The organism is Archangium gephyra, assembly GCF_042230915.1.
Classification (GTDB): domain Bacteria; phylum Myxococcota; class Myxococcia; order Myxococcales; family Myxococcaceae; genus Archangium; species Archangium gephyra_B.
The window spans coordinates 6,996,934-7,017,406 of the sequence record NZ_CP102578.1; the positions used below are offsets into that span (position 1 = coordinate 6,996,934).

Consider the following 20,473-nt stretch of genomic DNA (forward strand, 5'->3'; position numbering starts at 1 on the left):
AGCTCATAAGTGGAGGTGGCGGGGCGCACGGGATGTACGCCCAGGAGCGCCCCGTATTGCAAGCCGGATGACAAAGGCCCCTCAACAGGCTAGCAGCCAGACCATTCCCAGGTCTCCCCCCACCGCCGGTGGGGTGTGTAGCGACCTGTAGCGGAAATTTTGCCGGGGGGATCCGAAGGGTGTATGTGCTCGCCTGCCCGCCTGCCGGAGCTCGAATGGTCGACAGCACGGATCTCGCTCAGGTACTCCTCGAAGCCCATGACATCGCACAGAGCGTGGCACAGAAGCCCACCTCGGCCCACGTTCTGTTGGCGCTGTTCACGGTGGAGAACCGGGCGCAGCTCCTCTTGAAGGAGAAGGGCATCGACGAGGACAGCCTCCTGGAGAGGATGACGTCGCAGCCCTCGGAGCAGGACGGACTGGTGCGCGAGCTGTGCATGCGGGCGAGGGAGATCGCCGAGAGCATCGGCGCGCGCGAGACGGACTGCATGCACCTGCTGGTGGCCGTCACCCGGTTGCGCTGCGCCGCCAACGAGCTGCTGGCCAAGACGGGCCAGCACCTCGCCACCCTGGGCAACACCGCCCTCTCCTATTGTGTCAGCGGGAGCATGCCCCGGCGGCTCCAGCCGGGCCGCAACTCGCTGGCGGTGGGCATGCCCCGCCCCACCCGGCCCCTGGGCGCCCCGCCCTCGGCGCCGCCCGCCTCCGCCCTCTCGCTCGCCCCGCGCCCCGCTCCGGCCCCGGTGCGTCCGTCCCGCCCCGCCCTCTCCCCGCGCGACCTCATCGACGAGGTGAACGAGGACGTGCCCGGCGCCGCCGAGCCCACCCCGGTGCCCCCGCTGCCCACGCGCACCCCGCCGCCGGCTCCCGCCGTCCTGGCCCCGTCCGTGACGGCCCCCGCTCCGGCGCCCTCCCCTTCCCTGCCCGCCGCCCCGCCGCGCCCGGCCCCCGTCCCGGCCCGCCCCGCCGCGCCCTCGCTGGTGCTCGACGAGAAGCGCTTCCCCCTGCTCACCTCCCTGGGCCGCAACCTGAGCCGGCTCGCCCAGGAGGGGAAGTTGGATCCCGTGGTGGGCCGCGCCAAGGAGATCGAGGAGGTCATCGACATCCTGGGCAAGCGGCGCACCAACAACCCGTGCCTGCTGGGCGAGGCGGGCGTAGGCAAGACGGCCGTGGTGGAGGGCGTGGCCCAGCGGCTGCTGGAGCTGCGCGGCACCCTGGCCGAGAAGATCCTCCTCGAGCTGGACATGGCCACGCTGGTGGCGGGCACGCAGCTGCGCGGCTCGTTCTCCGAGAAGCTCAACGCCCTCAAGGAAGAGGTGCGGCGCGCCGACGGCCGCGTGGTTGTTTTCATCGATGAGATCCACACGCTGGTGGGCGCGGGCTCCACGGGCGAGGGCCCGCAGGACGCCGCCAACGAGCTGAAGACGGCCATGGCGCGCGGCGAGTTCCCCTGCATCGGCGCCACCACGCACGACGAGTACCGCAAGTTCATCTCGCAGGACCCGGCGCTGGAGCGGCGCTTCACCCCGGTGGTGGTGCACGAGCCGTCCGTGCCGGAGACGGTGGAGATCCTCCAGGGCATCATCGGCCGCTACGAGGACCACCACGGCCTGCGCTATGCCCCCGAGGCGCTGGAGGCGGCCGCGTCGCTGGCGTCGCGCTACGTGACGGAGCGCTTCATGCCGGACAAGGCCATCTCCGTGGTGGACCTGGCCGGCTCGCGCAGCCGCCGCGAGGGCAAGGAGCTGGTGGAGGCCTCGGACGTGGCCCGGGTGGTGGCGAAGATCGCCGGCATCCCCGAGGAGCGCCTGTTGATGACGGACTCGGCGCGGCTGCTGAGGCTGGAGGCGGACCTGGGCGAGCGCGTCATCGGCCACGAGGAGGCCATCTCCCGCATCGCCCGCGTCATCCGCCGCAACTACGCGGGCTTCGCCTCGCGCCGGCCCATGGGCTCCTTCCTCTTCCTGGGCCCCACGGGCGTGGGCAAGACGGAGATGGCGCGCGGCCTGGCCGAGGTGTTGTTCGGCAGCAAGGACTCGCTGGTGCGCCTGGACATGAGCGAGATGGCCGAGAGCCATGGCGTCTCGCGCCTCATCGGCGCGCCCGCGGGCTACGTGGGCTATGGCGATGGTGGCCAGCTCACCGAGCCGGTGCGCCGCCGGCCCTCGTGCGTGGTGGTGCTGGACGAGATCGAGAAGGCCCACCGCGAGGTGCAGTTGCTGCTGCTCCAGGTGCTGGAGGAGGGCCGCCTGACGGACGGCAAGGGCCGGCACATCGACTTCTCCAACACCGTCGTCATCCTCACGACGAACCTGGGCGCGGACGCCTTCCACAAGACGAGCCGCACGCTGGGCTTCGGCCCGGCCGGGGCGGAGGCCAGCAAGGGCCAGAACGACATGGACGCCGCGAGCGCCACCGCACGCCAGGCCCTGCCGCCCGAGCTGTGGAACCGCATCGACGAGCGCCTCCCCTTCCGGCCCCTGACGGAGGAGCAGGTGGCCCGCATCGCCAACCTGCTGCTAGAGGAGAGCAGCCGGCGGCTCGCCGCGGAGAAGGGCATCGCCTACGTGGCGGGAGCCGAGGTGGTGGAGCTGCTGCTGAAGTCGGGCGGGTTCGACCCGAAGCTGGGCGCCCGGCCCATGCGCCAGGTGGTGCAGCGGCTGGTGGAGGCGCCCCTGGCCGAGCGGATCCTCGCCGGCGAGTTCATGGCGGGCGACCGGGTGCGGGTGGCCGTGCTGGCCGGAGAGCTCCAGTTCCAGCGCGAGAGCCGCTGAGCCCGTGAGCCCCCCGCGTCCCAGCCGTCCGAGAGTGGTGGTGGTGGGCGTGGGCCGGCTGGGCGGTGCGCTGGCCCTCGCGCTCGTCGCGAAGCGCTGGCCCGTGCGCGTGCTGGCGCGCTCCGAGGAGAGCCGGCGCCGCGCGCTCGGGATGGGGCTGAAGCCCGCCTCCGAGCGCGACGTGGCCGAGGCCCGGGTGTGCCTGCTGTGCGTGCCGGACAAGGTCGTGCCCGGGGTGGCCGAGGAGCTGAAACCCCGGCTGGCACGGGGGGCCGCCCTGGTGCACTGCGCGGGCGCCCTCTCCCTGGAGGCGCTGGGGGCGCCGCGCGGCAAGGTGCTCGGATCCTTCCATCCGCTGGTGGCGGTGTCGGATCCCCGCGACTCGCTGGCCGGGAACGCGGTGGCCCTCAGCACCCGCTCCCGCTGGCTGCGCGAGGTGCTGGAGCGGATGGCGAAGGACGTGGGCCTGCGCGCCCTGCGGGTGCCGGAGAAGCGGCGCGCCGCCTACCATGCCGGAGCCGTGCTGAGCGCCGGGGGCGTGGTGGCGGCCCTCTCCGCGGCCGTGGAGGCCTTCCGCACCGCGGGCATCTCCGAGGAGGACGCCCTGGCCGCGCTGCTGCCCCTGACGCGCTCGGCGCTGCGGGGCGTGGAGGCCCGCGGACTAGCGGCCGGGTACACCGGCCCCATCGCCCGGGGGGACGCGGGGGTGGTGACGGCCCACCTGGAGGCACTTCCGCCCGAGGTGGCCGATGTCTACCGTCCGCTGTCCCGGCGCGGGTTGCGGCTCGTGGGGCACCGGCTGCCGCCCGAGGCCCGCTCCGCGCTGGTGGGACTTCTCGAGACTGAAAACCGTTGAACCGGACGCCGGTATCCGCCCGGTTTGATGTCGAGACTCACGCCTTACGAAGTGGGGTAGTTGCGCAGGGCGAGCGCCGCATCATCGAACACCTTGCCGAGCACATCGTCCTGGGGCCGGTGGGCCTCCAGAAGGTCCGCGTCCTCCCGCTGTCCTACATACTGGAGGGTGACCGCGGCTCCAATGCTACGGAGGGCCGCCGGCGCTACCGCCAGCCTGCGTGCCACCTCGCGCAACGCGGAGCGAGACTCGAGGGGAAGCGCGGCAAACAGGCGCTCCCGGTGCAGCAGCAACAGGGTGAGCAGACGCTCACAGAACTCGTTTTCCACGCCGTCCCGCGTCGCGGCCACGTCGATGATGGCTTGGGCCAACGAGATGAATGAAGGAAGCAGAGGCTCCATGTCGGCTGGGACTTCTTCGTCCAGCACCGTCAGGACCTCCGTCTTGTCCTCCAATGGCACCGCACCATTCTCGACCCATGCCCTCAGATCCTCGGGAGTGCTCTCCAGCAAGCGCAGAAACGCGCGCAAGGCTCGGGCCGTCGGCGAGGGAATCCGCTGCAGAACGCTTCGAACGGCGGGTATCAGCTCGGGGTGACGCCTGCGCCAGAGTGCATAGGTCAAGTCATTCACGTCTGTCTGCGCTGGCGTCCCCTCCGCCAGACGATTCAGCTTGCGCACGAGCGCCGCCCTCGCACTGGCGCTCTTGAGCTGACCCAGTGCTTGGAGGATGACCTGCACGACAGACGAGCTGGCGTCATCGCCTCGCGCCTCTTCCAGGACGAGCTGCTGCTCCAGGCGCCTGGTGCTCGACGGGCCTCCCCACGCTCCCAGCGCAAGGGCCGCTGCCTGGCGAACCTTCCCATCAGGAGATTCGAGCATCTTCTCCAGCGCGGCCCTGGCCTCGCGAGGCCGTGCCTCGCGCCACGTAGCGACCAGCGCACGAACCCTCTCCTCTTCCCCCCAGTGGAAGGCATCGACCAACTCCGACTGCCACTGCGCCATGTCGAGTTCCTGTGCCATGGGTATCCACTGTTCGCCTGCTACGGAAAGCTGACCCCAGGTGGGACGTATCTCCGGACCAGGGTTCCGTCGAGTGTGTACAGCTCATGGATGGCTCTGGGATCCGCTCGCTGCATGGCTTCGAATGCCTCCAGCTCACGGCTCATGTCCTTGGGGTTCGAAACGTAGTTGGTGTTGTGCCGCACACCGTCAGGACGCACCGAGGAGGCGTCTGGCCTGCGGAAGCGCACCCCCTTCTGAGGTGCCGGATCGAAGACACGTCTGTTCGCGGCATTCGTCTGCGCCTTGTTCTTGCCGAGCTCGAGGTGTCCAGCACCTTCCCGGGCGGCGAGCTCCTCTTCAATGGCTTCATTGTGGGGCGGATTGCTCCGGGTGTGCGGCGGTCCATAACGGGTCGACAAGGCCGTATGACTGCCAGTGGAGCTGCTCGCCATGGCGCACAGCCCCATGGCGGAGCAGGCGGAGGAAACGGCGACCCCCACCGAGGTGCCAGTCAAGACGAGGCTTCCATCCGCTACCACCTGGGCCGTGGCGACCGTTCCTACGGAAGGTCCTCCCTCCAACGCCGCGGCCCAGGGACGTACCTGCGCCCCCAGGCCGCCCTCGGGCACCGACGGCAACAACCGCCCCAGCCCCATGGTGGCCACCAGCACCAGAACCCGAAAGCCCGTGCCGCCCAGCGCCGCACCAAAGCGTGCCGCGGCCAGTTCCAGTTCCCGCGGCGTGCTGGCCATCCCTGTTTCCCGATACAGCCTCATGCACACCTGCGCCACCCGGCTCAACTCCGCCAGCCCCACCAGCAGCGCCAGTCTCAGCGTCAACGTCGCGGCGAACGCTTTCGAGAAGAAGGGCTCGGGCGCAATCCATGCTGAGAAATACAGCATCACCGAGAAGTACACGCCATGAACGAAGAGGGGGGAGCTGAAGAGTTCTTCGGCGGCCTGTTGGAAACCCTCGCCCATGAAGCGCGGGGACATCTTCAACGCGGCCAGCAAGGGGCTGTCACCCACGTCATCGGGCAGCGGCAGCAGACCGGGCCCGAATCCGGCCAGGAATTCTTCGCCCACCCGCAGCCCGGCCTGATCGGTGACAGGGCGTACCAGACGCCTCGGGCCAGGGGTCTCCACCAGACGCAAGCGGGGCCTGGGCGTTGCCCTCGCCAGTGGCAATGCTTCGCGCAGGGAGCGGGCTTCCTCCATGCTCATGACGTCAAAGGCTGGAGGCAGTGGTCTCGGAGGGAGAAACACCTTGACGCTTCCGTCCTCCAGTTGCCGGATGCCCACGGGTAGGGCGCGGGCCTGGAAGTCCGGGGCGGCGGGTACCCGGGAATCAGCCTCTGGGGCCTCGCCGCCCCGGGCGACGGGAGTCCCGGCCCGTGCTGCCCACTTCGTCTCCGTGAGGGAAGGCTCCCGCAGGGAGGCGCATGAGCCGGTCAGCAGGGCGAGACTCGCGACCAGTCCCAGGCGGAAGAGTGGCAGACAGAAGCTCATGCCCGAGACCCTAACTCAACGACGCGAAGGTCCCCCTCCCGGCTCCGGGCGTGATAAGGGGCCCTCGCGGGGTACCTAGGAAACGAAGTCCGAGGCGGAGAGGCATCATGATTCGCGTGAAGACCTACATCTCCCATTCGAGCATCCACGGCATCGGTCTCTTCGCGGGTGAGCCCATCCCCCAGGGGACCGTCATCTGGGCCTTCGACGAGCCCATCGACCAGCGCTACACGCCAGCCGACGTGGCCAAGATGACCCCGCTGATGAAGACGTTCCTGGCGCGCTACGCCTACTGCGAGCGGGGCACCCTCGTGCTGTGCGGCGACCACGCGCGCTTCATGAACCACTCCCCCCAGCCCAGCTGCGGCAATGATCCCACGCGGCGCTTCACGCTCGCGCTGCGCGACATCGCCAAGGACGAGGAGCTCACCGACAACTACTCCACCATGGAGGACAGCTGGGAGCCGTTCGCGGGCATCATCGAGCCCGAGCGCATGGAGTAGCTCGAAACGGGCCGCTCGAAACACCGAAGGGGCCGGCGGGGGTGTCCCCGTCTGGCCCCTTCTGTCACTGCCACGAAAGACCCTCACCCCGGCCCTCTCCCAGAGGGAGAGGGTGGGTGGAGACGCTCAGGCCAGGATGATGCGCGGCGCGTTGAGCGCCTGGCGAACCACCGCCACCACCTGCTCGGACATGGCGTCGGCCTCGGTGATCTGCCGCAGGCACAGCTCGCCGTTCACCTGCGTCACCGCCCGCTTGAGATCCGTCAGCAGCACCGTGGCCGCCTTCAGCATCTCCTCGTTCTGCGGGTTGGGCGGCGTGCCCTTGCCGGCCTTCTCCTCCATGTACTTGGTGAAACGGCGCACCGCGTCCACCATCTGGTTCGCGTCGAAGCGCTCCAGCAGCGGCTTGAGGCGATCCGCCTTCAGCTTCAGGAAGCGCTGCACGCCCGCGCGCTCGAAGGACGGGTGCACCAGCCCCACCTCGGAACGATCGAAGGCGCCCAGCAGCCCGTCCTCCGGCGCCTGCACCGCGTGCGGCACCACGTCCACGAAGAGCTCCAGCGGCGGCACGCCCTGGTTGAAGGCCTGCAGCTCCTCCTCGTCCACCGGCGGGAAGCTCTGCGGCGAGCCGATGAAGAGCAGCGGGAGGATGAGCTGGCCCCAGAACTCGTTCTGCGCCGCCCCCGTGTTCCCCTGCGTGGCGTACAGGTGGATCATCAGCTCCGCGATGCGCGGGGCCAGCTCCACCTGCTCCGACAGAGGCTTGGTCGCGTCCATCTGCTGGAGCACCGCGACGACCTGGCCCTCGAACTGCTGGCGCACCTCGGCCGGCAACTGCGTGGCCTTGCCGAGCGCCTCGCGGATGTCGCGCGCCAGCGCGTCCGGCTTCGTGTCCAGCGCCTTCTGCGCCTTGGCCGGATCCACCACCAGGAACTGCATGAAGCCCGGATCCACCATCCGCTGGTAGTCCGCGGGGCCCAGCTTCGGCCGGTTGCCGGCGGCGCCGAAGCGCGCCTCACCCAGCGTGCGGCGGATGCCCGCGGCCACCTCGTCCAGCCTCGCCAGCTTGCCCGACACCAGCGCGTTCATCACCTCGCCGAACGGCGAGAGCACGATGGGCACCTCGGGGAAGCCCAGCGACGCCCCCTCCGGCGAGTCCCGGTTCACGAACCAGAAGGCGTTGTGCTCCTGGCCCAGGCGCTCGGCCAGCGCACCGGCCAGACCCAGGGCCAGACCCTGGTGGTTCTGATCGTTCGGGTTGAAGGCGGTGCCGAGCAGCTTGGGGATGGACGTCTCCACTTGCGTCCAGGCGACCGTGAGGAGATCCACCGGCTTGCCCTCGAGCTTCTCGAGGGCCGCGGCGACCTGGGCCTGGGCGGATTGGACATGGGGAGGGGCAGGGAAGGCCATGGACGATTCCTGTTCAGGGTACGCGGGCGTGACGAACGGTCGACCCCCTTACCCTGAAAACCAAGTTCATCGCCACGATTTGTGACCGCACCTAGGATGGGGGCGCATGCCTCGCCGCCTACCCCCCCTCCTGCTGCTCCTGCTCTCCCTCGCCGGGTGTGCATTCGTCACACCCCGTTTCCCCCAGAATGTCCAGACGGAGTACGCCCGGGAGGACATGCGCAAGCTGTCCACGCGCACCCTGGAGCTCTACTACCCAGCGAAGTTGAAGCCAGCGGCCCTGCGCATCGCCGCCCGCCTGGAGGACTGTGTCGAGCGCCTGCGCGGCCTCCCCCGCAAGCCCGGCCACCAGGAGCGGGTGCTCGTCTACCTGACGGGCGCGGACTTCAACAACGCGTACGTCAGCCCGGACTACTCCAGCATCCCCCAGCAGATGGTGCTGCCGGCGCACGTGTCGCTGGAGCTCTTCAACCTGCTGGGCTTCGGCTCCGCCGAGATTGGCGCGGTGGGCTGCCACGAGTCCGTGCACTACGTGCAGATGGAGCAGACGCACGGCATCTGGTGGCTGCTCAACACCATCACCGGCGGCCTCTTCCAGCCCAACACCATGACCGAGTCCTGGTTCCTCGAGGGGCTCGCCACCTATTACGAGGGCCGGCTGGGCAAGGCCCAGGGCCGCCCCCACAGCCCCATGTGGCGCGGCTTCTTCGAGGCCGGCGCCCAGTCGCTCGGCGGCGGCTTCCACCCCGGCTACCTCTCCCCCGAGCACCGGCGGCTGGATCCGCTCGGCGGCAACTACCTCACCGGCAGCTACTTCGTGCAGTGGCTTGCCGAGCGCTACGGCGAGGAGCGGCTGTGGAAGCTGGTGGAGGTGCAGGGAGAGACGCTCATCCCCCCGTTCGCGCTGACGCTGCGCTTCGGCAGCGTGTACGGCCGCAACCTCGGCTCGCTCTTCGAGGAGTTCACCTGGTCCCTCGCCCAGGATCAGCAGCGGCGTGAGCGCCCCGCCACCCAGCAGGTGCTCGTCCCGGACGTGGGCTACTTCGCCCGGCTCGCCGCCGCGCCGGATGGCGCCATCGCCACCGTGGACGCCGGACGCGACCAGGTCACCCACCTCACCGTGCGCGAGCGCGATGGCTCCATCCGCTTCAGCCGCTCCCTCACCCAGTTCCTCCCCGGGCGCCGGTGGATCGCCACCTTCCCCACGGTGATGAGCGGCCTGTCCTTCACCGCCGACAGCGCCTTCCTGTTCCTCGTGGCCGCGGACATCGACTCGCTGGAGAACTACCGCTCGCGCGTGTGGCAGGTGGATGCGCGCACCGGCGAGGTCCTGAAGACGTGGGACGGCATCGAGGGCATGGGCGGCAGCGTCACCCCCGACGGCCAGGCCTACGTCTTCGTCCATGTCGAGGGAGACACCGCCAACCTCCACCGGCTGGAGCTCGCCACCGGAGCGCGCGTGCCGCTCACGCGTTTCGAGGGGCAGTCCTCCCTGGGGCCGCCCTCGGTCGCGGCGGACGGGCGCATCGTCTTCCCCCGGATGACGGAGCAGGGCTGGAACCTCGCGCTGCTCGAGGCCGATGGCACCGCGCGCGCGCTCACCGACGACGCGCACTTCAACTACTCGCCCCGCTGGCTGGACGCGGGCCGCATCGTCTTCCAGCGCGAGCACGAGGGCCGGTGGCAGGCCCATGTCCTCGACGTGGCCGGCGGGGAGCCGGTGCGCATCACCGACGCGCCGCACCTCGTCATGGACGTGGCTCCGGCTGGAAGCTCCGAGGTGGTCTTCCTCAACCGCGATCAGTTCGACTTCTCGCTGGATCGCGCCCCCATCGTCCCGGTGGCGCCCTCCGAGTCCATCGCCCAGGCGCCCTCCCCCGCTCCCGCCGCGCCAGCCAGTGTCCCGTCGAAGGCCTCGGCCCCCTACCAGGGGCATGAGCTGGACATCCTCTCCGACGAGCCCTACTCGCCGCTGGAGCACTTCTTCCTGCCGGAGCTGCGCGCCCCCTTCCTCTATGTGCTCCCGGATCCCGGCGACGACGGCAACAAGCCCGTCTTCTACGGCGGCCTGGCGCTCGCGGGGCAGGACCGGCTGGGCTTCCACCAGTACGCGCTGCTGGCCCAGGCCGACTCGAAGCTGAAGGAGCCCAGCGTCTCCTTCAGCTACGCCACCTCCCTGACCGCGCCCTGGTACACCCAGCTGTCCGTGGCGCGCAGCGTCGTGGAGCGCTCCGAGCAGGAGCTGCAGCGGGACTTGCAGGCCTCACTGTCCATGTCCCGCACCTTCTGGACCACGCCCGTGAGCTTCAGCCTGCTGGCGCTGCGCCGGGACTACTTCTCCACCCCCACGCGTCCCGGGATACGCACCTCGCTGCTCGGCCCCGAGGCCTCCATCTCCTACTTCGCGGGCGAGAGCACCTCCTATGGTGGCACCCAGCGCGGCGTGGGGCTGTCGCTGGGCGCCGGCGTGTACCCGCTCGCCTTCGACGACACCCCACCCTTCGCGGACCTGCGCGCCGAGGCGAACGCCTACGTGCCGGGCCTGCCCCTGCTCCTGCGCGACAACCTCCAGCTCACCGCCATCGCCCGCTTCCTCCCCAACGCGCCCGAGGGGCTCCTCCAGGTGGGTGGCATCGGGGCCGGCACCGCGCTCGTGGTCCGCGAGGGCCCCGAGGACTCGCGCCGCCTGCCGCTGCGCCTCCAGCCGGGCACCTCCTTCTCCGAGTACCTGCGCGGCTACGAGGACTTCGCCCTCAGCGCGCGCAACGTCGTCGTGGCCAACGCGCGTTACCGCTACCGTGTCATCATCGACTACGGCTGGACTTCCTTCTTCTGGCTGGGGCCCTCCTTCTTCATCAGCCAGGTGGACCTGGAGGCCTTCGGCTCCTGGGCCCGCACGGACCTGAGGGACAACCACCGGGCCGCGGGCGGCGCGCTCTACCTGCGCACCACCTTCGGGCAGGCCGTCCCCCTCTCCCTCTTCTACCAGTACGCCCGGCGCTTCGATGACGGGCTCGGGGACCTGCACCTGCTGGGCCTGTCGCTGTAGCCCCGCTGTAGCCGCTGGAGCCCCGCTGTAGCCCCGCCCCCGGGGGCAGAGGGGTGTCCGCTGCCCGACGCTCTCCGCGTTCGCGGGGATGTCCTGAAGGTCGGCTTGCGCTTGCTCCCTTGCATCCCAGGCGAGTCGACCTCAGTTTGTCCCACCCTCTGAAAAAGCGCTCAGGGGGGTGGGAGACAGACACCTATGCGAACCAGTGCCCATCCCGCTCCCGAGTCCGTGCTGATCGTGGACGACGAGCCGTCGCTTCGCACCATCCTCTCCTTCATCGTCCAGCGCACCGGAGCCGTGCCGGTGCTGGCCCCGGACGCGGCCACCGCGCGCCAGCTCGCCGCGAAGCACACCTTCGCCTGCGCGCTCATCGACAAGAACCTGCCGGGAGAGAACGGGCTGGAGTTCCTCAAGTGGCTGCGCACGGTGCAGCCCGGGTGCAACGCCCTCATCGTCACGGCCTACGGCAACGTGGACAGCGCCATCGAGGCCCTGCGCCTGGGCGCCTTCGACTACCTGCTCAAGCCCTTCGAGGTGGATGCGCTGGCGCACCGCCTCAAGCTGGCGCTGGAGCAGTACCGGATGCGCCAGGAGCACGAGCGCATGCAGGCCATGCTGGTGCAGGCGGACCGGATGGCCTCGCTGGGCCTGCTGGCCGCTGGCGTGGTGCACGAGGTGAACACGCCCCTGGCCTACGTGCTCTCCAACCTGGACTGGCTCGAGGAGGAGCTGCCCTCGGTGCGCCAGGCCCTCCAGCGCCACTCGCGCGAGGGCTTGGGGCCGGAGCTGGCCGCGCTGGCCGCGCGCATGCAGTCGGTGGAGAACACCCTGCGCGACATCCGCGACGGCGCCGAGCGCGTGCGCGACATCGCCCGGGACGTGAAGGCCTTCGCCCGCAACCCGGACGACTCGAGCATGCTGGTGGACCTGCGCGAGGTGCTCGACGCGGCGCTGAAGATGGCGCTGGTGCACATCCGCTACCGGGCCCGCGTGGTGCGCGACTACCAGGACGTGCCGCTGGTGCGCGCCAACGAGGCCCGGCTGGCCCAGGTCTTCCTCAACCTGGTGGTCAACGCGGCCCAGGCTATCCCCGAGGATGGGTGCGAGCACGAGATCCGCGTCCGGCTGTGGACGGGCCCCAATGGCGAGGCCTGCGCCGAGGTGGGGGATACCGGCGTGGGCATCCCCGCCGAGAACATGCCGCACCTCTTCGAGCCCTTCTTCACCACCAAGCCCTCGGGCGAGGGCACGGGGCTGGGCCTCTTCATCTGCAAGTCCATCCTCGAGACGTTCGACGGCTCCATCACCGTGGACAGCCGCCCGGGCGAGGGCACCACGTTCCGCCTCGCCCTGCCTCCGCACGTGAGTGCCTCGCGCGCCGCCATGCCCCTGGAGGAGCCAGCGATCGCCGCGGCGCAGTGAGGCGGCTCAGTCCACCAGCCGGTAGAGCCCCGCCGGCCCCGTGCCATTGCCGGCGGTGAGGTAGAGGGACCCGGTACCGAGCGCCTTGCCATCGAAGATGCGCGTGGCGCCCGCGCCCAGTCCGTTGCCGCCCAGGCCCTCGCAACCAGTGGGGAACAGCGCGGCGGAGCACACCTCCTTCCCCGTGAAGTCGCCCCGGCTGATGGGAGCGGTCGTGGAGGTGCGCAGCACCACCGCGCCCCGCGACGCATTGTCGAAGCCCACGTAGAGGGCATTCGCGGTGGCCACCAGCAGCGAGATGGAGGCGTTGTCCGGGTCGTTGAACTGGGTGAACTGCGTGTCCCCCGTGGTGTTGGGGGCCACGAGGGACCAGTCCCCCGGATCGCAGTCCAGCGTGGTGCCCGTCCTGTCCGGGTTGCACACGAAGAGCTGCGGCCCCTTCACCCCCGCCGTGCTCGTGGTGTTGCGAGCGAGGTAGAGCTTTCCCTGGAACACGGCCAGCTGCGGCACCGCCTTGTCCGCCGGCTCGAGGTCCGCCGCCTTGGAGGTCGTCCGGCTGGTGCGCGAGCTCCAGGCCGCAAGTGAAGGCGTGCAGGGGGCCCAATCTCCCGGGAAGAGGCCGTAGGAGCGCGGCGTGGTCGTCGTCGAGCGGACGCACCCGCCGTTGTTGACGACGTAGAGGCGATCATTGAAGCCGGCCAGGGTGTCGATCATCTGCACGGTGGCGCCGTTCTTCGGTGAGCCGCCCGCGCCGATGCCGGGCATGTTGTCGGCGCTCAGATCCTCCACGTCCGTGCCCGCGGCGGCGTCGAGGCCGGGATCCACCGTGGGGAACCGCTTGACGACGAGGAGGTAGGGCCGGCTGCCGCCGGTGTCCGGGAAGCCGAGGTAGAGGCGATCCCGGAAGAAGAGGGCCGAGGAGAAGCCACGCGTCTGTGCCCCGAGCAGGGCGGAGAGATCCAGGTACCGCAGGTACATGGTGTTCAGATCATCGGTGTCCTGGCCGAGGTAGACATAGTCCAGGTCTCCCCCGCTCCTGGCCCCGCCAATCCCCAACCACTCCTGCGTCCCCACCCGGCCGGAGAAGAAGAAGCCGCGGCCATCCTCGTTGTCCGGGCCGCACGCGGGCGTATTGACCCTGCAGCCCACCGCGCCGATGGAGGGATAGGGCGCCGCGGAGGTGTTCTGGCTGGAGTTGCCCGTGGTGTCCTTGTGCAGGAAGAAGTCGAAGCTGCGGCCCCCGAGCCCGTCCAGGTCCACGCTCACGCCCCCGGTGCCACTCTTGCCAGGGCCGACATAGACGCGGCCGTCGTAGCCGAGGACCTGGGCGAAGGGCGAGCCATCTCCGAGGGGATTCGAGACCAACTGCTCCACTTCGGGCAGGATGGAGACCTCGCCCGACGAGACCAGCCCGGTGGCAACGGACGTCTCCGTGTTCGCGTCCCGGCCACCCGCCTGCGCGCTGAAGGACGCCTTGCCCACCTTGGTGGCACGGTACTTCCAGGTGAAGGTGGCGCTGGCCCCGCCCGCCAGGTCCACTCCCGAGGAGGGCGGCGCGCTATACAGCTCCGCCACGGCGCTGCTCGACTCCGGGAGCGAGGGATTGACCCCCAGGGCCGTGGTGCTCCCGGTGTTCATCACCGTCAGGCTCACGTCGAAGGTGTTCCCCGGTTTGATTCCGGTGGGAGCCGAGAGCGTGGCGGAGAGCGCGGCGGGCCGCCGCACGGAGATGGAGGGAGAGTTGACGGGAGAGAACAGCACCGGGGTCCGGTCTGTCTGATCCTTCCCGCGAGCCCCCGCCTGGAAGACGCAGGAGCCCTCGGCCTTGCCGATGAGGCGCGCGCGGAACACCGCCCGCCCCTTCCCGGGGAGAAGCTCCACACGCTCCGGCCACGGCGTGGTCCCAGGCACCAGCTCCGGCGCGCAGGTTCCCGTGGACCCCGTGTTCTCGAGCACCACATCGAGCACCGCCGAGTCGCCCGGGTTGGTCACCTCCAGCTCGACGACGAACTCCTGCCCCAGGTTGACGCTCGGGGGCAGCGGAGAGAAGCGTCCCACCAGCTCCGCGGGCAACTGCACGGAGATGTCGGCCGAGCGGGCCTCTGGAGACAGCACCTCCGCGCCACTGAAGCCATCACGGCCCCGCGCGCCCACCAGGAAGGACATGGTGCCCGCGCGGCCGGCGACGTACTCCCACTCGAAATCGCGGCTCTCTCCGGGCATCAGGTCCGCGCTCACCGGCACCGGCCCCGACACGGCCAACGCCACGGTCCCCATCACCACGGGTACACCCGGCGCCACCCCGAGCGCCGCGGTCTCTCCCGCATTCGTCACGTGCAGGGAGATCTTCACCCGCTGGCCCACGTTGACCAGTTGCGGCGGAGGCAGGAACTCGGCGGCGAGCACCGTGCGGTGGCGCAGCTGCAGCGGCCCCACCTCCACGGCGGGAGCCCGCAGCTCCGTGCCCGTCATCGCCTCGCTGCCCTGGACCTCCAGCGTGAAGCGCACGTCACCCGGCGCGGCCGCCCCGAGCTCCCACGCGAAGGACGCGCTCCCCCCCACGGGGATGTCGGCGGGACCGGGCTCCGAGCGGACCTCCACCCTCCCCTCGCCCGCCTGGCTCAGCACCGGCGTGACGCCGAGCGCCGCGGACCCTCCCGTGTTCTCCACCGTCAGCAGCAGCCGGGTCGTCTCCTCCACCGACACCCGCTCCCGCTCCAGCCGGCCCCGGGCCTCCAGCCGCGCGAGCGGCACCTCCGAGGACAGATACGCCCGCGGCAGCTCCACGCGCCCGCCCAGGGGCCCCACCACCGCCAGCGCGTACCAGCCCGGCGCGAGCCCCCCGGGTACCCGGGCCCGCAGCGTGCGCGCATCCACGAAGGTGACGTCTTCGAGCGCCACCTCGCCGAGGAAGGCCTCGAAGCGGGCGTCCACCGTCACCGGCGCCCCACCGCCCACGTGCTGGGTGGCGAGCGGCAGGAAGTTCTCCCCCTCGATGACCACGGACACCGGCTCCGTGTTCATCCCCCAGGCCGGCACCAGGCGCCTGGGACGCGGGTCGTGCTCGGCGCCCGGCTCCTGGGTACAGGCGGCCCCCAGGACGCACAGGGCGAGCAGCGCGAGAAGCCGAGGCAAGCCACGATCAGAAGAGCTCAAGGCGATACCCCATGTGGAGACCGCCGCCCAACAGCGCGCCACGCAGCACGCGCAGGGACGGATCATCGAACCAACAGACACGCGCTTCGAGGAAGGGCTGCCCCCGTCCGAGCGGGAGCCCCACGCCCACCATGGCCTGCGCGCCCAACACCCACGCGCCCTCCTCCAGCACCGGCCCCTCACTCCACGCCACGCGGCTGCGCACCCGGGCCAGCGACGGGCCCGCCGCCACCCAGCCCTGGAGCCCCTGATCCCGCGAGGTGCGCAGGCCCAGCGCCACGGTGGTGTCGAGCCACTCGTTGCGCCCGGAGAAGCCTGGCGCCGCTGGACCTCCCGTCCGGGAGAACCCCAGGTACCCGGTGTCGAGCAGCAGCCCCACGAAGGGCCACTGGCGCACCGGCCACAGCTCCAGCCGCAGCCCCGCGGACGGCGCGAGCACATCCCCGAGGTTCGACACCAGGCCCGCGCGCGGCGCCACCAGCAGCACCGGACGGCGGCGCAGCAGCGGCAACGTTCCGCGCCCGTGCACCTCGCCCACCCGCACCTCCAGCTCGAAGAGGTGGTCCACGCGGGCCGCGGGCGGCACGTACCGCAGCTCGTACGTGCCCGGTGCCTTCGACGAGAGCGTGCTCGCCAGCTCCCGCTCGAGCGCGGCCTCGGGCCAGGGCTCGCGCACCGGGTTGCCGAAACGGTCCTCCACGGAGATGCGCCAGACGGCTTCCGACTCGCCATCCGCCATGAGCAGCGGTTGCAACGGCTCCACCTTCACCCGCGCGGGCCCGGCGGAGCGCAGCTTCAGGGTCCGCTTCAGCACGGGCGCCGAGGCCCCCTCCACGAGCACCCGCAGCTCCACCTGCTCGCGCGAACCGAAGCGGGGCGCCAGACCAAGCACCCCGGCGTACTCTCCCGGTTGGCGCTCGGTGAGCGCTCCCTCTCCCGGCGGATCGGACTCGAGCCGCAGACTGGCACTCGCCGGGTTGCCGGCGGCGTCCCGGGCGGACACCTCCACCGCCACCCGGACGTCCTCGGAGGCCACGAGCTCCTCGTGGTCCACCCGCATCTCGAAGGTGTGCGCCGGGCCGGGCACCGCCGCCAGCCGCACGCTCACGGCCCCGCGCCTGTCCCCCGTCACCGAGCCCTTCAGCTCCAGGCTCCCCGCGGGCCCCGGAGGCACGGTCCACCGCAGGAGGAACACGCCCGGCTCCAGCTCCGCCGGCGCGCTCAGGGTGCCGCGCGACACGGAGAAGGCCTCCTGGCGGAGAGGCGCGCCCCCCGGCTTCAACGAGTAGAGGCGGATGGGCACCGTCTCCTCGCGATCGGCCCGCACCTCGCGGCGCTCGGCGACGGCGTGCAGGAACGGCTGCGGTGGCACCCCGAGATCGATTCGCTTCTTCCCGAAGAAGGCCTCGTGCACGCCGGGCGGCACCGCCACGGGGACGCGCGCCAGGCCCTTCTCGTTCGCATGGAAGGGCCCGAAGGACTGGTTGCCCACCTGGAGCGTGACGGGTGCTCCGGCCCGGGTGCGCACCTCGGCCTCGCCCTGGCCCCACAAGGGGAGCACCGACCAGCCATCGAGCGTCCCCCTGGGTCCCCGCGCCAGCGCGACGAGGATGACCTCCAGGGGAATGCTCTGCCGGGGAGGCACGTAGGTGGCGCGGAAGACGCCCGGCTTCACCTGTGTCAAAGGCCCCACCTCTCCCCGGCTGGCGAACAGCTCGAGGCCGGTGGCCTGGGGATCCAGCTCGATGCGGACCTCGGTCTCCCGGTCCGCGCCCAGCAGCACATGCGCGGGGACACTCTGGATGCGGATGCTGCCTCGCGGCGCGCGGGCGGCCTCCGCCCCCACGGCGAGGAGGGGCCATACGGCCACCAGCAACCCCACCAGGAGTGACCTCGGGCACGGACTCATGAACTCAGTGAGCCTCGTCCCAGCGGAATTTCACCGACTCGGCCTGCCGCGGTCCGGCGCGCGCGCGAAGGGGGCGGCAGGCCATCATCACCTCTTGAATCTCTCCACCGGGCTCCCTCGCCACCACCTTCACCTGGCCGAGGCCCTCGCGGCGGGGAACGTCCGCCCGGAAGGAGCCATCGCTGGAGACCTGCGCGGGCTCGCCCTCCACGAACACCTCCGTTCCCACGCGCACCTTCCCCGTGAGCGAGAGACACAGCGAGTCCTGGGCGGAGGCCTTCGAGGCGACCTTGAGCAGCACGTCGAGCGGGATGGGCTCCGCGGCGAGCGGCTTCGCCCCCTCGAACACCACCGACTGCTGCCCGGCGGCGACCTGGACGGTGACGCCCGCGGAGGACAGGTTCACCGAGCCGCCCCGGGTGGCCACCGCCACCGTGGCCCCGTTGCGCAGCATGGTGAAGCGCGCCGCCCGCGTCTCGGCGACCGTGCCGTTCTCGCCGCGCACGCGCAGCACCCGGTCCTCCCGCCCGAGGTAGTCCACGTCGATGCGGCCGCGCTGCAGTTGGATGGTGTGCTCGGCGCGCGTCACCTCGCCCACCCGCACCTCGGAGCGCTCCGGGATGGACAGGCGCGAGGCCTCGTCTCCCACCCTCAGGTCCACCCTCGCTCCGGGGCCGGTGCGCACGGAGTCGTCGGGGGCGAGCTCATGCCCCACCCGCAGCGCCTCCCACTGCCCATCGTGCGTCCACTCCACCGAGCCCACCACCTCGACGACGGTGGCGCGCACGTCCGGGCTCACGGCCGGGCCGGGCCGAGGCTCGGGCGTGGCGGGCACGGAGGCCCTCGCATGGGGCACGGGGTCGGCCCCGACGTGCTCGAACAGGAACCAGCCCCCCATGGCCAGCAGGGCCACCAGGCACAGCCCGAGCGCCAGGGCCCGGCCGAGTGAATCCCCCCTCTTGATGCCCATGTCTTGACTCATGCGAGGTGCGCCTCCGCGCTGGCCGCGGGAAGGATGACGGTGATGGTGGTCCCCTGCCCCGCGTCGCTCTCCACCCGGATGCGGCCATGGTGGGCCTCGACGATGCGGTGGGCCACCGACAGCCCCAACCCCACCCGCCCGGGCTCGTCCTTGGTGGTGAAGAAGGGATCGAAGATGCGCTCGCGCATCGTCTCGGGGATGCCCTTGCCGGTGTCCTTCACCGACAGGCACACCGCGTCGCCCTCCACCGTCTCGAGCCCCACGGAGAGCGTGCCTCCCGAGGGCATCGCGGTGAGGGCGTTCTGCAGCAGGTTCGTCACCACCTTCTGGAGCTGATCCGCGTGCCCGAGCACCTGCGGCACCTGCTCGTTCAGCGCGCAGGACAGGGTGACGCCGCGCGACTGGAGCTCCTCGCGCACCTCGTGGAGCGCGGCCCGCACCGGCTGGGCGGGATTCAGTGGACGGCCCGCGCCCGCGCGCTCCTGCTCGGCCATCTGGCTCAGCTCCCGGATGATGCCCGCCATGCGGCGCGCCTGTTCGAGCGCCATCGACAGGCTCTGGCCCACCGCCGATTGGGCGGGCACCTCGTCGCGCGACAGCGACAGCAGGCCAAGGATGCCGGTGAGCGGATTGTTGAGCTCGTGGGCGATGCCGGCGCTGAGCGAGCCGAGCGCCGCCAGCCGCCGCGTGCGGGCGATCTGATCCTGCGCCTCGCGCAGCTGCCGGGTGCGCTCGTCCACGCGCTGCTGCAGCTCCTCGCTCCAGCGCCGCAGCTCGGCGTCGCGCCGTTGCAGCTCACCGGCCATGTGGTTGAAGGAGCGGGCGAGCAGCCCGAGCTCATCGCGGCCCTCCTCGGAGACGCGCTCGCCGTAGCGGCCCTCGGCGAGCGCGGCGACGCCCTCGGAGAGCCGGGCGACGGGCTGGCTCACCCCCCGGGCGAGCACGAGGCCGAGCACGCCGGTGGCCGCCAGCGCCATGAGGGCCCAGAAGAACGTCGAGCGGCGCACGTGCTCCGCGGGTGCGAAGGCGGCGCTCGCGTTGCGGCCCACCACCGCGCCCCAGCCGAGGTCCGGCACGGGGACGAAGGCGGCGAGGTACTCGACACCCTCCACGCCGCGCACGGTGCGCACCACGGGCTCGCGCCGGGTGAGGCCCTCGGCCACGAGGCTCCGCTCCTCCTCGCTCAGCGCGCCCGGCCCGTGCGCGAAGACCACCGGCGCGCCCTGGGCATCCACGATGAAGGCCAGCCCATCCGCTCCGGCGAGCTCCTCCACCTGGCGCCCCAGCTCGGCGAGCGACAGCTCCGCGAGCAGGAGGCGGGAGGCGTCCTCGCCGGTGCGCACCGCGAGCGCCACGCGGCCCCCGGGCGTCTCGGGCGTGTGGTACGGAGGGCCGATGGCCGCGCCGGTGGAGAGGGCGTCCACCACGGGCGCCTGGCGCGAGAAGAGGGCCAGCGAGCCGTCGGTGACGGGCTGCCGGTTGCCACCCCCCTCGGGGGAGATCACGGCATCACCGATGGCGTGGCCCTGCGCGTCCACCAGCATGAGCAGGTTGAGGGCCCCGAGCTGGCGCAGGGGAATGCTCAGCACCTCGGAGGCATGCTGGGGCTCGAGCTTCCCGAGCGGGAGGTACTCGGCGGCGAGGCGCAGGTTGTCCACGCCGGTGAGGACGAGCTGGCGGCAGGAGCGCGCGAGCTCCGTGGCGGCCTGGGTCTGGAGCCCTCCCACCAGACGGTGCAACTCATCGCGGTTGGCGCGAAAGGACAGCCCGCCGAGCAACACGACGGGCACCACCCCCACCAGGGCCAGCACGAGCATCAATCTCGAGACGAAGCGCACGGGCACGAACCATTCCCCTGTCCAGCAGACGCGAACGATTGCAGCACAGGGAGCCGGACTGG

The 20,473-nt window shown here is 71.2% G+C and carries 12 protein-coding genes; 5 read left to right on the plus strand and 7 right to left on the minus strand.

Going from position 1 to position 20,473, the window contains the following annotated elements:
* Positions 1–215: 215 nt before the first annotated feature.
* Complete coding sequence (locus NR798_RS27380; protein ID WP_375765449.1) at positions 216–2,774, plus strand: AAA family ATPase; 2,559 nt, start codon at positions 216–218, stop codon at positions 2,772–2,774.
* A gap of 4 nt (positions 2,775–2,778) precedes the next feature.
* A complete protein-coding gene (locus tag NR798_RS27385) occupies positions 2,779–3,630 on the plus strand; it encodes a Rossmann-like and DUF2520 domain-containing protein (protein ID WP_375765450.1) in 852 nt (283 codons plus the stop codon).
* 44 nt (positions 3,631–3,674) lie between these two features.
* Here the strand turns inward: NR798_RS27385 and NR798_RS27390 are convergent, their stop codons facing one another.
* Both NR798_RS27390 and NR798_RS27395 read right to left on the minus strand, forming a co-directional pair.
* Positions 3,675–4,652 carry a HEAT repeat domain-containing protein gene (locus NR798_RS27390; RefSeq protein WP_375765451.1) on the minus strand — a complete coding sequence of 326 codons (978 nt, stop codon included), beginning with the start codon at positions 4,650–4,652 and terminating at the stop codon, positions 3,675–3,677.
* Positions 4,653–4,672: 20 nt separating this feature from the next.
* A complete protein-coding gene (locus NR798_RS27395) occupies positions 4,673–5,857 on the minus strand; it encodes a hypothetical protein (RefSeq protein ID WP_375765452.1) in 1,185 nt (394 codons plus the stop codon).
* Between the two features lie 392 nt (positions 5,858–6,249).
* On the opposite strand from NR798_RS27395, the gene NR798_RS27400 reads away from it, so the two are divergent.
* Positions 6,250–6,645 (plus strand): SET domain-containing protein, encoded by a 396-nt coding sequence (locus NR798_RS27400; RefSeq protein WP_375765453.1) that lies wholly within the window; start codon positions 6,250–6,252, stop codon positions 6,643–6,645.
* A 126-nt stretch (positions 6,646–6,771) separates the two neighbouring features.
* On the opposite strand, the gene NR798_RS27405 is transcribed toward NR798_RS27400, so the two are convergent.
* Complete coding sequence (locus NR798_RS27405; protein ID WP_375765454.1) at positions 6,772–8,055, minus strand: hypothetical protein; 1,284 nt, start codon at positions 8,053–8,055, stop codon at positions 6,772–6,774.
* A 217-nt stretch (positions 8,056–8,272) separates the two neighbouring features.
* Here NR798_RS27405 and NR798_RS27410 point away from each other — a divergent pair, with 217 nt between their 5' ends.
* Together NR798_RS27410 and NR798_RS27415 are read left to right on the plus strand one after the other, a co-directional pair.
* Complete coding sequence (locus NR798_RS27410; RefSeq protein WP_375765455.1) at positions 8,273–11,104, plus strand: hypothetical protein; 2,832 nt, start codon at positions 8,273–8,275, stop codon at positions 11,102–11,104.
* A gap of 195 nt (positions 11,105–11,299) precedes the next feature.
* Complete coding sequence (locus NR798_RS27415; RefSeq protein WP_375765456.1) at positions 11,300–12,526, plus strand: sensor histidine kinase; 1,227 nt, start codon at positions 11,300–11,302, stop codon at positions 12,524–12,526.
* Between the two features lie 6 nt (positions 12,527–12,532).
* Here NR798_RS27415 and NR798_RS27420 read toward each other — a convergent pair whose 3' ends face one another.
* Genes NR798_RS27420 through NR798_RS27435 form a run of 4 tightly spaced genes read right to left on the minus strand, consistent with a single transcriptional unit; the run spans position 12,533 to position 20,417 of the window.
* Positions 12,533–15,661, minus strand: a complete 3,129-nt coding sequence (locus NR798_RS27420) for a hypothetical protein (protein WP_375765457.1) — start codon at positions 15,659–15,661, stop codon at positions 12,533–12,535.
* Between the two features lie 7 nt (positions 15,662–15,668).
* Positions 15,669–17,591: a hypothetical protein gene (locus NR798_RS27425; protein ID WP_375765458.1), complete on the minus strand. Its 1,923-nt coding sequence runs from the start codon at positions 17,589–17,591 to the stop codon at positions 15,669–15,671.
* 4 nt (positions 17,592–17,595) lie between these two features.
* Positions 17,596–18,561, minus strand: a complete 966-nt coding sequence (locus NR798_RS27430) for a FecR domain-containing protein (protein ID WP_375765459.1) — start codon at positions 18,559–18,561, stop codon at positions 17,596–17,598.
* Between the two features lie 8 nt (positions 18,562–18,569).
* The gene (locus tag NR798_RS27435; protein ID WP_375765460.1) at positions 18,570–20,417 is read right to left on the minus strand and encodes an ATP-binding protein; all 1,848 of its coding nucleotides are present in this window, start codon (positions 20,415–20,417) and stop codon (positions 18,570–18,572) included.
* Between the last annotated feature and the right edge of the window lie 56 nt (positions 20,418–20,473).

Coding starts and splice junctions, on each gene's coding strand:
- NR798_RS27425 (WP_375765458.1), bottom strand. CDS start 17,591: ATGAGTCCGTGCCCGAGGTCACTCCTGGTGGGGTTGCTGGTGGCCGTA.
- NR798_RS27395 (WP_375765452.1), bottom strand. CDS start 5,857: ATGAGCATGGAGGAAGCCCGCTCCCTGCGCGAAGCATTGCCACTGGCG.
- NR798_RS27405 (WP_375765454.1), bottom strand. CDS start 8,055: ATGGCCTTCCCTGCCCCTCCCCATGTCCAATCCGCCCAGGCCCAGGTC.
- NR798_RS27430 (WP_375765459.1), bottom strand. CDS start 18,561: ATGGGCATCAAGAGGGGGGATTCACTCGGCCGGGCCCTGGCGCTCGGG.
- NR798_RS27390 (WP_375765451.1), bottom strand. CDS start 4,652: ATGGCACAGGAACTCGACATGGCGCAGTGGCAGTCGGAGTTGGTCGAT.
- NR798_RS27380 (WP_375765449.1), top strand. CDS start 216: ATGGTCGACAGCACGGATCTCGCTCAGGTACTCCTCGAAGCCCATGAC.
- NR798_RS27400 (WP_375765453.1), top strand. CDS start 6,250: ATGATTCGCGTGAAGACCTACATCTCCCATTCGAGCATCCACGGCATC.
- NR798_RS27410 (WP_375765455.1), top strand. CDS start 8,273: ATGCGCAAGCTGTCCACGCGCACCCTGGAGCTCTACTACCCAGCGAAG.
- NR798_RS27415 (WP_375765456.1), top strand. CDS start 11,300: ATGCGAACCAGTGCCCATCCCGCTCCCGAGTCCGTGCTGATCGTGGAC.